We start from the raw sequence: 13051 nt of genomic DNA, 5'->3' as shown, positions 1-13051 counted from the left end.
CTCAGCCCACAGGGAGAGGGGGAAGTCACTGCCTGTATCAGAACCTCGTATTCACGCTCATGTACCAGGTGCGACCCGGCTCATTATACGTATACGCACCCGCACCGTACATATACGCACCCGTCGTGGTATTACCCGTGGTCTGGGCGTTACCGGCGCGCCACTGGCGCTTGTCGAAGACGTTGTCCACGCCGCCGGTCAGGCTGACGTTTTTCGTCACGTCCCAGGTCGCGCTCAGGCCAACGATGCTGTACGGGCTGACTTCGTCTTTCTCAGACCCGGTCACCGGCTGACCTTTGTAGTTGTACTTCTTCGGCTGCTGCTTGCCGTACCAGGTGAAGGTCGACTGCAATGAGACATCCTGACGTACCTGCCAGCTCAGGGTTGAGTTCAGCGTATACTCCGGGATGATCGACAGACGATCGCCGGTCTCCTTGTTCTTGCTTTGCAGCATGTAGGTGATGTTGTTGGTCCAGTTGATGGTATCGCTGACCGGCACGTTCAGGGAGCCTTCCAGACCTTCCACTACCGCCTTCGGTACGTTTTCCCACTGGTAGATATCGGTGGTGACTTTGCCGGTGGACGTCTGGCCAATCGGCGCGTAGCCCGCTTCAATCTTGTTGCGATAGTCGTTGCGGAACCAGGTCACGCCCGCCAGCCAGCCGTCGCGTTTCCACTCCAGGCCAATCTCTTTGTTGATGCTGGTTTCCGCTTTCAGATCGTCGTTACCCATCATGTAGCAGCCCACGCCGTCGGAGCTGGCGTAGCAGCCCTGGCCTTTACTGTACAGCAGGTAGTTCGGGTTGGTCTGATACAGGCTTGGCGCTTTATAGGCGCGCGCGATGCCCATCTTCAGGGTGAAGTCATCCCCCAGACCTTGCGACAGGTTCAGGGACGGGCTCCAGTTATTGCCGACAATAGTGTGGTGATCGAAGCGCAGAGCAGGGGTCAGCATGGTGCTGTCGGTCAGCTCCATGTTGTTTTCGGCGAACAGGGAGAAGATCTCCGCTGACGTGTAGGGGCTACGGTCTTCGCTCATGCCCGGGATGGTGCCGCCCTGCTGGGTTTGCGTGAAGGAGGTCGAGTCCTTCATGCGCTGCTGGTTCCACTCGGTGCCGAGCGTCAGGTTCTGGTTCACAATGAAATCAATCGGCAGGTTGATTTCGCTGTGCAGCATCACGTCGGACAGATCGGTGTCGGTGAATTTATTGCTGTTGAACAGACCTTCAGTACCGCCCGCCAGTCCTTCACCCAGACGGGAGTTGCGGGTGTGCTCGTACTGCGCCCAGTTGCTGGTGGTAATGCCGTTATCCCAGCCGCCGTTCCAGGTCACGGCGAAGTTCTGACGATAAATACGGTTTGTCTCTTTACCGTAGTTCTTCTTCACCAGCGCGTTGTCGTTGTTGGTGTTCTGCGTGTCGCCCGCATACAGGTTGTTCTGGCGGCTGTAGCCCGCTTCAAACTCCAGCGACTGCATTGGTGCGAAGTCCCAGCGCACCACGCCGTTGATGTCTTTGTTTTCCACACCTTCACGGCCTGCGGGCAGGGTGTTGGCGTAGGCACCGGTACGTTCAGACTGGTGACCCTGGTTGATGTCCCACGCATCGGCCTGGGTTTTGTCCAGGTTACCAAACATGCGGAAGCTGAAGTCGCCGCCCAGCGGGCCGCTCAGGCTGAAGTTGGTGCGTTTAGTCGAACCTTCGTCCTTATGTTCTGGCGCATTCAGGTAGGTGTTCCAGGAGCCGTGCCACTGGTCGTCGAATTTTTTGGTGATGATGTTCACCACGCCGCCCGCCGCGCCGTTACCGTAGCGGGCAGCAGCCGGGCCACGGATCACTTCGATGCGCTCGATCATCTCCGGCGGGACCCAGCCGGTATCGCCGCGGGTATCACGCTCGCCGCGCCAGCCCAGACGGATGGAGTTGCGGCTGGTGACCGGCTTGCCGTCGATCAGGATCAGGGTGTTTTCCGGGCCCATGCCGCGAATGTCAATCTGACGGTTATTCCCGCGCTGGCCGCTGGTGGAGTTGCCGGTCAGGTTAACGCCCGGCATGGTGCGGATGATTTCCGCCACGTCGCGCGCGGGCGGGTTTTTACGGATCTCATCGGCGGTGATGGTTGACACGCCCGGCGCCTGCAAATTCTGCTCGGCGGCGGTGATCACCATGGTGTCTTCGTGCTGCGCGGAGGCGGTGTTGTCGTCTGCCATGACGGGCAGCGCGACACCATAAATCCCTAAATTGACCAGCAAGGCCAGAGAGTGAATCTTCTTATTCATTGTACGTCCCGCTTTTATGGTTATTTAATGAGCGCGCTTCCCACAGCGCGGGCATTACGCTATTGCAAATGCAAATAGTTATCAATAATATTATCAATAAAATTTGCTCTGAAACAAAAAAGACTGTTAAACATGGGGTTATAAGGGTGACGGCGTTAACAACCGGAAGTGAAGCGTGGTGGCAGGCGAAAAACGGGCCGGAACGGGAACGTCATCAGGAAAACTATCGCGTGACATTCTGGTGGCGGGACCCGGCGGGAACGCAGAAAACGTCGACGATTAAACGCGTCTGGCTCTACGTCACCGGCGTGACCGATCACCATCAAAATGCCCGTCCGCAGTCCCTTGAACGTATCCCGGATACCGACGTCTGGCAGTGGCAGGGCGAGTTCAGCCCCGAATGGCGCGGCAGCTACTGTTTTATCCCCTCCGACAATGAAGATGATTTTGCCAGCGCAGTGTTTGAAGGCGAGCAGCCGGACCGCATGGCGCTGCGCGAAGGCTGGCGCAAACTGCTGCCGCACGCGGTTTCCGATCCGCTGAATGCGCAGAGCTGGCGCGGCGGGCGCGGGCACGCCGTCTCGGCGCTGGAGATGCCGGAGGCGCCCGTACAGCCCGGCTGGAATCATCCCGATACGCCCTATAAAAAGCCTGTCTGCATTGAGTGGCACAGCGCGCGTCTGAAGAACCATCGCCGCGTGTGGATTTTTACCACCGGGGATGAAAGCCCGGAGCGCCCGCTGGCGGTGCTGCTTGACGGGCAGTTCTGGGCCGAAAGCATGCCCGTCTGGCCTGCGCTGGCGTCGCTCACCCATGAAGGCAAACTGCCGCCTGCGGTTTATGTCTTAATCGACGTCATTGACACCGCACACCGCAGCCGCGAGCTGCCGTGCAACCCTGATTTCTGGCTGGCGGTGCAGGACGAACTCCTCCCGCAGGTGAAAAGCATGGCCCCGTTCAGCGACCGCGCCGACCATACCGTGGTGGCGGGCCAAAGCTTCGGCGGGCTCTCTTCCCTCTATGCGGGCCTCAACTGGCCGCAGCGTTTTGGCTGCATCCTCAGCCAGTCCGGATCCTACTGGTGGCCGCACCGCGGCGCGCAGCAGGACGGGCTGCTCATTGAACAACTCAAAGCGGGTGAAAAAACCGCTCGCGGGCTGCGCATCGTCCTTGAGGCCGGGCGCAACGAGCCGCTTATCTTACGCGCAAACCAGGCGATCCTCGCCGAACTACACACTCAGCAACCGGTTTTCTGGCGTCAGGTTGACGGCGGACACGATGCGCTTTGCTGGCGCGGTGGGCTGACACAGGGGCTGATGACCCTCTGGCAGCCGCTTATTCAATAACGGAGTCTGTATGGAATTCAGCAATCCTTTCGATAATCCGCAGGGACAGTTCGCCATTTTGCAAAATGACCAGGGGCAGTACAGCCTGTGGCCGCAAGAGTGCGAGTTGCCCGCGGGCTGGCGCGTGGTGTGCGAACCGCAATCTCAGGAGGCGTGCCAGCAGTGGCTGGCGGAACAGTGGCAGACGCTTGAGCCGTCTTACTTTGCGGGGGAGCGCGCATGAACCGTCTCCCTCTTGTCGCCGCCCAGCCGGGGATCTGGATGGCAGAGCAGCTTTCCTCCCTGCCAAACGCCTGGAGCGTGGCGCACTACACCGAACTGAAAGGCGCTATCGACGCGCCGTTGCTGGCAAAAGCCATCGCTGAAGGCATGATGCAGGCCGACACCCTGCGGATGCGTTTCGCTGAGGATAACGGCGAGGTGTGGCAGTGGGTCGATGAGGCCATGATCCTGCCGGAGCCGTCCATTGTGCGCGTTAACTCCCACGACGCCGCCGTGGCGCTGATGGAGGCCGATCTCAACCAGAACCTGCGCGTCGACAGCGGTCAGCCGCTGGCGTTTCACCAGCTGATTCAGGTGGGAGAAAACCACTGGTACTGGTATCAGCGGTATCATCATCTGGTGGTAGATGGCTTCAGTTTCCCGGCCATTACCCGTCAAATCGCCGCCATTTACGCTGCGTGGCAGAAAGGTGAACCTGCACCCGCCTCCCCGTTTACTCCGTTCGCCGAGGTGGTAGAGGAGTATCAGCGCTATCGCGACAGCGAGGCGTATCAGCGCGACGGTGCTTTCTGGACCGAACAGCGCAAACAGCTTCCTTCTCCGGTCTCGCTCTCTTCGGCGCCCCTGCCGGGACGTGCCGCCACCACCGACATCCTGCGCCTGAAAATGGCGATGGACGGCCGTGCGTTTAGCCAGCTTGCACAGGCGGCCGGGCAAACGCAGCGAACCGATCTGGCGCTTGCGCTGGTGGCGCTGTGGCTGGGCCGCCTGACCGGACGGCTGGACTACGCCGCCGGGTTTATCTTTATGCGCCGCATGGGCTCCGCCGCGCTGACCGCGACCGGACCGGTGCTCAACGTCCTGCCGCTGGCGGTGAATATTTGCCCGCACGAGAGCTTGCCAGCGCTGGCGCTGCGGCTGGCGAACCAGCTGAAAAAGATGCGCCTCCATCAGCGCTACGACGCCGAGCAGATCGTGCGCGACAGCGGGCAGGCCGCAGGGGACGAACCCTTGTTTGGTCCGGTGCTGAACGTCAAGGTGTTCGATTATCAGCTGGATATCGACGGCGTGGAGGCCATTACCCACACGCTGGCGACCGGCCCGGTGAACGATCTGGAGCTGGCGCTGTTCCCGGACGAGCAGGGCGGACTAAGCATTGAGATCCTCGCCAACAGGCAGCGTTACGACGAGGCGACGCTGAAGGGGCACGCGGCGCGGCTGAACGCAATTCTGACGCAGTTTGCCGCCAACCCGGACCTGCGCTGTGGCGACGTGGAAACCGTATCAGAGCAGGAATACGCCCGGCTGGCGCGAATCAACGATACCGGGCTGGCGCTGCCGTCCACCACGCTGGCGGACCTTGTCGCGGAGCAGGCGAGCAAAACGCCGGACGCCCCGGCGCTGGCGGATGCCCATACTGAGCTGAACTACCGCCAGATGCGCGAGCAGGTGGTCGCGCTGGCAAATCTGCTGCGCGCGCGCGGCGTGAAGCCGGGCGACAGCGTGGCGGTGGCGCTCCCGCGCTCGGTGTTCCTGACCCTGGCGCTGCACGGGATTGTTGAAGCCGGTGCCGCCTGGCTGCCGCTGGATACCGGTTACCCGGACGACCGTCTGCGGATGATGCTGGAGGACGCGAAGCCGTCGCTGCTCATTACCACCGACCAGCAGCTTCCGCGCTTTAACGATCTGCCGATCGCCACCTTTAGTTACAACACACTATTACCGGCCACCGATGCTGAACCTCTGCGCCTGGCGAAGCCGGAGCAGACCGCGTACATCATCTTTACCTCCGGTTCGACGGGACGACCAAAAGGCGTGATGGTCGGCCATACCGCCATCGTTAACCGCCTGAAGTGGATGCAGGATCATTATCCACTGGCGGCGCATGACGTGGTGGCGCAGAAAACGCCGTGCAGCTTTGACGTGTCGGTGTGGGAGTTCTGGTGGCCGTTTATTGCCGGGGCGAAGCTGGTGATGGCCGAGCCGGACGCGCACCGCGATCCGCAGGCGATGCAGAGCTTCTTCGCACAATATGGCGTAACCACCACCCACTTCGTGCCGTCGATGCTGGCGGCGTTCGTCGCCTCGCTGACGCCGGAAAACGTCGACTGTTGCAGGACGCTGAAGCAGGTGTTCTGTAGCGGCGAGGCGTTGCCGACTGCGCTGTGCCGCGAGTGGGAACAGCTCACCCATGCGCCGCTGCACAACCTCTATGGCCCGACCGAAGCGGCGGTGGACGTCAGCTGGTATCCGGCGTACGGCCCCGAGCTGGCGGCGGTGGAAGGGAACTGCGTGCCGATCGGCTTCCCGGTGTGGAATACGGGGCTGCGCATTCTGGACGCGATGATGCGCCCGGTGCCGTTCGGCGTGGCGGGGGATCTGTATCTCACCGGCATCCAGCTGGCGCAGGGGTATCTGGGACGCCCCGACCTTACCGCCAGCCGCTTTATCGCCGATCCTTTTGCCCCCGGCGAGCGGATGTACCGCACCGGGGACGTTGCCCGCTGGCTGGACAACGGCGCGGTAGAATATCTGGGCCGCAGCGATGACCAGTTAAAAATTCGCGGTCAGCGCATTGAGCTGGGCGAAATCGACCGGGCCATGCTTGCGCTGCCGGATGTGGCCCAGGCCGTGGCGCACGCCTGCGTGTTCAACCAGGCAACTGCCACGGGTGGCGATGCCCGCCAGCTGGTGGGGTACGTTGTCTCCGAATCCGGCTTACCGCTGGATCGCGACGCGCTGCTAGCATCACTCAAAGCCCAGCTGCCGCCACATATGGTGCCGGTGGTGCTGCTGCAAATCAGCGCGCTGCCGTTAAGCGCCAACGGCAAGCTGGATCGCAAGGCGTTGCCGCTGCCGGAGCTGACCAGCAAAACCTCTGGTCGCGCGCCTGAGACACAAACCGAAGTCGCCGTGGCGCAGGCGTTTTCTGCCCTGCTGGGCTGCGCGGTGAACGATATCGAAGCCGATTTCTTTGCCCTCGGCGGCCACTCGCTGCTGGCGATGCGCCTCGCGGCTCAGCTCAGCCGTGCGTTCAGCCGTAAGGTCACGCCGGGCCAGATTATGGTCGCCTCGACGGTGAGTAAGCTTAGCGCCCTGTTGGACTCGCAGATGAGCGACGAGCAGGCGCAGCGTCTGGGGTATGAAACTGTTCTCCCGCTGCGTGAAAGCAACGGCCCCACGCTGTTCTGCTTCCATCCGGCATCCGGCTTTGCCTGGCAGTTTAGCGTCCTGGCGCGCTACCTCAGCCCGCGCTGGTCAATCGTCGGCATTCAGTCTCCCCGACCTGACGGACCGATGCAGCAGTGTGCGGATCTCGATGCGGTGATCGAACATCATCTGAACACGTTGCGTAAGCAGCAGCCGCAGGGGCCGTATTATCTGTTCGGCTATTCCCTCGGCGGCACGCTGGCGCAGGGCATTGCGGCGCGTCTGCGCGAGCAGGGTGAAAACGTAGCGTTCCTCGGCCTGCTGGATACCTGGCCGCCGGAAACCCAGAACTGGGCGGAGAAAGAGGCTAATGGCCTCGATCCGGAGGTGCTGGCGGAAATTGAGCGCGAGCGTCAGGCGTTTATCGCCGCCCAGCAGGGGCAAGGTTCCAGCGAGCTGTTTAACGCCATTGAAGGCAACTATGCGGACGCGGTGCGGCTGCTCACCACGGCACACAGCGCGCGGTTTGACGGTAAAGCGACGCTGTTTGTCGCCGAGCGAACGCGAACCCTGGATCCGCAGGCCGCGTGGGCGCCGTGGGTGAGTGCGCTGGAGGTGTACAGCCAGGACTGCGCCCACGTGGATATTATTTCACCGCAGGCGTTTGAAAAGATTGGGCCGGTACTGAAGGAAATTTTAGGATAGTGCAAATGCCCCTCACCCTAACCCTCTCCCACGGGGAGAGGGGATGGTTTGCTCCCTCTCCCCGTGGGAGAGGGCCGGGGTGAGGGCATCAGACCGCACGCTTGCCCAACGGCACCACCAGCGGCGTACCCGCCACCGGATCGTCAATAATCATGCAGCGCATGCCGTAGATCCGCGCGATCAGATCCGGCGTCACAATCTCCTTCGGCGCGCCCTGCGCCACAATCTCGCCGTCGCGCAGCGCAATCAGATGCGTTGCGTAGCGGCACGCCTGATTTAAGTCGTGCAGCACTGCCGCCAGGGTGTACCCCTGCGTGCGGTTCAGTTCGCTCAGCAGCTCCAGCAGATCAATCTGATGGCTGATATCGAGCCAGGTTGTCGGCTCGTCCAGCAGCATAATCGAGGTTTCCTGCGCCAGTACCATTGCAATCCAGGCGCGCTGGCGCTGTCCGCCGGAGAGGGTATCGACGCTTTGCTGGGCCAGATTGGTGATGCCCGTAGCCTGCATCGCGCGCTTCACCGCCTCGTCGTCCTCCTTGCGCCAGCGGGTAAACAGCGGCTGGTGCGGGTAGCGCCCGCGGGAGACCAGCTCCTGCACGGTAATATCCCCCGGCGTGGTGGCGTTTTGCGCCAGCAGACCAATTCGGCGCGCCACCTCTTTGCTGGCGAAGCGCTGGATCTGCTCCCCGTCGAGGAACACGCTACCCTCAACCGGCGACATCAGGCGGCTCAGCGTGCGCAGCAGGGTCGATTTGCCGCAACCGTTCGGGCCGATAATGGCGGTGAAGTGGCCGTCCGGAATGGACACGGATAAATCCCGGGCAATGATTTTTTTGCCGTAGCCGAGGGTCAAGTTTTCGCCGCGCAAGCGGAATGTTGAATCTGTCATTTCTTGCGTGACTCCTGAACGAGCAAGACGATGAGGTAAATCCCGCCGAGGCTGACGGTCACCACGCCCACCGGCAGTTGATAAGGCATAAACAGCTGCTGAGCGCAGAGATCGGCGGCCAGCAGTAACAATGCGCCGCACAGCGCCGCCTGGGTTAATCCCCAGCGCGCGGTACCGCTAAGACGCCGCGCGATATGCGGGGCTACGAGGGCAATAAACGAGATCGGCCCGGCGATGGCGGTAGACGCTGCGGTCAGCAAGACCGCCACCAGCATCAGCATCAGGCGCGAGCGCTCTACGCTCACGCCCAGCGCGCAGGCGCTGTCGTCGCCCATCTCCAGTAGCCGCATGCGCCTGACCAGCAGCAACGCGCCAATAAACATCAGCAAAATCAGCGGCGCGGCGGGCCAGGTTTTTCCCCACGTCAGACCGTTGAGGGAGCCGGCGTACCACAGCCCGGCGGAGAGCGCGGTTTCCAGCGATGCCTGTAGCAGAAGCCAGGTGTTGAACGCCATCAGCATCGCACGGATGCCGATCCCGATGATGATCAGACGGAAGGTGTCGATGCCGTTGCGCCAGGCCAGGGCCCAGATAAGCAGGGAGGTGAGAATGCCGCCCGCCATCGCCGTAAAGGTAATGGCCGTAAGATGCTGCCCGAACAGCACCATCGCCACCAGCACGCCGCTCCACGCGCCGGTATTCAGGCCCATCACGTCCGGGCTCCCGAGGGGGTTACGCATCAGCGACTGGAATATCGCGCCGCTGACGCCAAGCGCCGCGCCCACCAGGATCGCCATCGCCACGCGCGGCAGTCGCCATTCGGTGACCACCATGGTGATGTTACGCGGCGCGCTGCCGCTGAGAGCGTGAAAGACCTGCGCGAAATCAAGCGTTACGGCACCGCTTTGCAGGCTCCAGACCGCCAGCAGCAGACTGGCGACGACCAGCAGGGCGACGCTGGTAAGTAAACGACGGGACGGGGCCATCATGCGCCACCCCCGCGTCTGCGTCGAACCAGGAAGATCAGTACCGGCGCGCCGATAAAGGCGCTGACCACCGAGACGCGAAGTTCACCCGGCACCAGCAGGCGGCCCATTACGTCGGCAAAGAGCAGCAGGGCAGGGGTCGCCAGCAGCGTGACCGGCAACGACCAGCGGTGATCCGCCCCCACCAGCCAGCGCGCCATGTGCGGCATCATCAGGCCGATAAAGGCAATCGGCCCGACCACGGCGGTCGCGCTGCCGCAGAGCACGGTAATGGCGAGTAGCCCCGTCAGCTGCGTGCGCGCCACATGGTTGCCGAGGGCGGTCGCGGTATCGCTGCCGAGGCTCAGGCTGTTCAGCGCCCGGCTTAAACAGAGCGCCACGGCGGCAGCGACGATCGTCGGGATCACCACCACCTTTAAGGTTTCAAGGGTACGAATATCCAGCGAACCCGCCTGCCAGAAGCGCAGCTGGTCATACACGTCCGGGTTGAGCAGGGCGATGCCGTTGGACAAGCCTTCCAGTACCGCCGCGAGCGCTACGCCCGCCAGCGTTAAGCGTACCGGGCTGAGCTGGCCGCCGCCCTGGCTGCCGGTAAACGCCACCACCAGCGAGGCCGCCAGCGCGCCGCAAAAAGCCATCATCAGTTGTTCAGAGGGGGACGTAAATCCAAACAGCGCTGCGCCGAGCACGATGGCAAAGCTGGCGCCGGAGTTAACGCCGAGAATGCCGGGGTCCGCCAGCGGGTTGCGGGTGAGGGTTTGCATCAGAGCACCGGCAAGGCCGAGCGCACCGCCAGCCAGCAATCCGGCAAGGGTTCGGGGCAGGCGAGCGTCGAGCACGATGGTGCAGTCGGCACTCTGACAGGTACCGGATAGCGCATCGACAATAACGGACGCGGGCAGCGGTTTTGCGCCGACCAGCAGGCTGAGTGCAATCGCAAGGATTAGCAGTAGCAATAAAACGGGCACGGCAAGGGCGCGCACCGCAGAAGAGGAAAACGACATAGCAACATCCATGATTTGATAATGATAGTGATTATCGTTATCTATCTTATTTGGCTATGTTAGCATGTGCGCCCATGGAATGGGTAGAAATAGACTCAAGGCTTTGTCATGAATCAAAAATCCTGGCTGCTTAACCTCAGCCTGCTCAAAACACACCCGGCGTATCGCGCCGTTTTTATCGCTCGCTTTATCTCCATTTTGTCCCTCGGTCTGCTTGGTGTGGCCGTACCGGTGCAAATCCAGACCATGACTCACTCCAGCTGGCTGGTGGGGTTATCCGTCACCTTAACCGGCGGGGCGATGTTTATCGGCCTGATGGTGGGCGGCGTGCTGGCGGACCGCTACGAGCGTAAAAAGCTGATCCTGCTGGCGCGCGGCACCTGCGGGGTGGGCTTTATCGGGCTGTGTCTGAACGCCATGCTGCCGGAGCCGTCGCTGGTGGCCATTTACGTGCTGGGATTGTGGGACGGCTTTTTTGCTTCGTTAGGCGTGACGGCGCTGCTGGCGGCCACGCCCGCGCTGGTCGGGCGCGAGAACCTGATGCAGGCGGGGGCGATTACCATGCTCACCGTACGTCTCGGCTCGGTGATTTCGCCGATGGTGGGCGGTCTGTTGCTGGCGACCGGCAACGTGGCGTGGAACTACGGCCTTGCCGCGGCGGGAACGTTTATTACCACCCTGACGCTACTGCGTCTGCCGCTCCTGCCACCCCCGCCGCAGCCGCGCGAGCATCCGCTGAAGTCCCTGATGGCCGCGATTCGTTTCCTGTTCAGCAACCCATTGATTGGCGGGATTGCGCTGCTCGGCGGCCTGCTGACGATGGCGAGCGCCGTGCGCGTGCTGTATCCGGCGCTGGCGGGTGAGTGGCAGATGAGCGCCTCAGAGATTGGCGTGCTGTACGCCGCCATTCCGCTCGGTGCGGCCTTCGGGGCGCTGACCAGCGGCAACCTGGCGCAGAGCGCGAGGCCGGGGTTGATCATGCTGGTGGCGACGCTGGCCTCGTTTATCGCCATTGGTTTCTTTAGCCTGATGCCGGTGTGGGCGCTGGGGGTGATGTGTCTGGTGATTTTCGGCTGGCTGAGCGCGGTCAGCTCTCTTTTACAGTACACCCTGATCCAGACCCAGACGCCGGAAGGGATGCTCGGGCGCATTAACGGCCTGTGGACGGCGCAGAACGTCACGGGCGATGCGATTGGCGCGGCGATCCTCGGCGGGCTGGGGGCGATAATGACCCCGGTGGCGTCGGCGAGCAGCAGCGGGTTTGTGTTAGCCGTTGTTGGCGTGATTTTACTGGCGGTTCTGGTGGAGTTGCGTCGGTTCAGGCAGACCCTGTAGGTCGGGTAAGGCGTAGCCGCCACCCGACAAAACGCCCGGTGGCGCTGCGCTTACCGGGCCTACGGGGAACGTGCCACTTATTTAAAAATTGAATTCAAACGCTGCAACACCAACATCGCGCTGTAATAATCCAGGCGGAACGTCTCGGTTCCTAATGCCCAGACGCGCTTGTTCTTCACCGACGGCAGATGCGCCAGCAGCGGGTTGGCGTAAATCGCGTCCACGTCTTTCTGATCGCCGGCAAACACGAACAGCCCTTCGCCGTTCAGCCCCGTCGCCAGGTTTTCACCCCCTAACTGGATAATGTCGTGGCGTTTGCCCTGACTTTTTGAGGTGTGCAACCCGGCAGGCACGTCGGCCAGCGTAAAGCCCAACTGGTGCAAAAGCTTGCCCTGCGCGGAGTCTGTCGTCCACAGGTTCGCCGTGTGCGCCGCGGCGGTGTAGACGATGGCGTTCACCGGCTGTGGCGGCAGCTTCATCTGCTGTTTCACCTGGGCGAGCTGTTTGTCGAAGGCAGCGATGCGCTCTGCGGCCTGTGTCTCCTGCCCGGTGATCGTCCCCAGTTGGGTCAGCAGTTCCTGCCAGCTTTTGTCGTCGTAGTTAATGATAAGCGTCGGCGCGATGGCGGAAAGCTGATCGTAGAGCGCCAGCGCGGAATCCCCGCCGGTGGCGCTGATCAAAATCAGGTCCGGCATCTGGGCCGCGACGGCTTCGGCGCTCGGCTCGCCGATGTACAGCCGGGCAACCTTACGCTGTTTGGCGATATCGCCCCACTGACGCAGGAAGCCCTGCGCATCCGCCACGCGGTTGTTTGGCGTGGTCGCGCCGCTGGCAATGACCGGCGCGTCAATGGCCAGCAGGGAGCCGGTTAAGGTCACGCTGGTGGAGACAATGCGCGTCGGTTTGCTCTCAAGCGTGTGAACGCCGCGGCTGTCGGTGACCTGGCGCGGCCAGTCGGCGGCGACGGCTGAGGTTAGTCCTAAAACAAAAAGTCCTGTTAAAAGAAGGGCATTGCGGCAAACGGCAGCGATTTTCACAGAGCGGCATCCTGATTTTATTGAAGATAATGCTTCTCATTTTCAGGGCTGTAGGGAAGGGATGCAAGCGTTTGTCGCACAAGTTATTTGCCCGACGGT

At 62.0% G+C, this 13051-nt stretch carries 9 protein-coding genes; 4 read left to right on the top strand and 5 right to left on the bottom strand.

The window, feature by feature from the left end:
* Nucleotides 1–37: 37 nt before the first annotated feature.
* Nucleotides 38–2278, bottom strand: coding sequence for a TonB-dependent siderophore receptor (locus tag INF86_RS19300; protein WP_063135850.1), 2241 nt, complete (start codon nt 2276–2278; stop codon nt 38–40).
* Between the two features lie 146 nt (nt 2279–2424).
* Between INF86_RS19300 and fes the strand changes: the two genes are divergently transcribed.
* The 3 genes from fes to entF are packed head-to-tail and all read left to right on the top strand — an operon-like array spanning nt 2425 to nt 7701.
* Entirely contained in the window at nt 2425–3624 is a 1200-nt protein-coding gene (gene fes, locus INF86_RS19295; RefSeq protein WP_038415624.1) for an enterochelin esterase, read from the top strand.
* Between the two features lie 10 nt (nt 3625–3634).
* On the top strand, nt 3635–3847 hold the full coding sequence (locus INF86_RS19290; protein WP_032624700.1) for an MbtH family NRPS accessory protein: 213 nt from the start codon (nt 3635–3637) through the stop codon (nt 3845–3847).
* Nucleotides 3844–7701, top strand: coding sequence for an enterobactin non-ribosomal peptide synthetase EntF (entF, locus tag INF86_RS19285; protein ID WP_193543819.1), 3858 nt, complete (start codon nt 3844–3846; stop codon nt 7699–7701). Before INF86_RS19290 ends, entF begins: the two co-directional genes overlap by 4 nt.
* Before the next feature lie 88 nt (nt 7702–7789).
* Here the strand turns inward: entF and fepC are convergent, their stop codons facing one another.
* From fepC to fepD, 3 genes are read right to left on the bottom strand one after another with little or no spacing between them, the layout of a single operon-like run.
* A complete protein-coding gene (gene fepC / locus INF86_RS19280) occupies nt 7790–8590 on the bottom strand; it encodes an iron-enterobactin ABC transporter ATP-binding protein (RefSeq protein WP_023299555.1) in 801 nt (266 codons plus the stop codon).
* Nucleotides 8587–9576, bottom strand: a complete 990-nt coding sequence (gene fepG, locus INF86_RS19275; RefSeq protein ID WP_074129344.1) for an iron-enterobactin ABC transporter permease — start codon at nt 9574–9576, stop codon at nt 8587–8589. Before fepG ends, fepC begins: the two co-directional genes overlap by 4 nt.
* On the bottom strand, nt 9576–10580 hold the full coding sequence (gene fepD / locus INF86_RS19270) for a Fe(3+)-siderophore ABC transporter permease (protein WP_193543818.1): 1005 nt from the start codon (nt 10578–10580) through the stop codon (nt 9576–9578). Before fepD ends, fepG begins: the two co-directional genes overlap by 1 nt.
* Before the next feature lie 108 nt (nt 10581–10688).
* Between fepD and entS the strand changes: the two genes are divergently transcribed.
* Nucleotides 10689–11915 (top strand): enterobactin transporter EntS, encoded by a 1227-nt coding sequence (entS, locus tag INF86_RS19265; RefSeq protein ID WP_058677448.1) that lies wholly within the window; start codon nt 10689–10691, stop codon nt 11913–11915.
* A gap of 77 nt (nt 11916–11992) precedes the next feature.
* Here entS and fepB read toward each other — a convergent pair whose 3' ends face one another.
* Nucleotides 11993–12952: a Fe2+-enterobactin ABC transporter substrate-binding protein gene (gene fepB / locus INF86_RS19260; protein WP_126490600.1), complete on the bottom strand. Its 960-nt coding sequence runs from the start codon at nt 12950–12952 to the stop codon at nt 11993–11995.
* Nucleotides 12953–13051 lie beyond the last annotated feature (99 nt).

This window comes from Enterobacter cloacae complex sp. I1M (genome assembly GCF_014982425.1).
GTDB classification, from domain to species: Bacteria; Pseudomonadota; Gammaproteobacteria; order Enterobacterales; family Enterobacteriaceae; genus Enterobacter; species Enterobacter intestinihominis.
The sequence above is the reverse complement of the archived record's forward strand: the minus strand, read 5'-3'. Positions and strand labels throughout refer to the sequence as shown.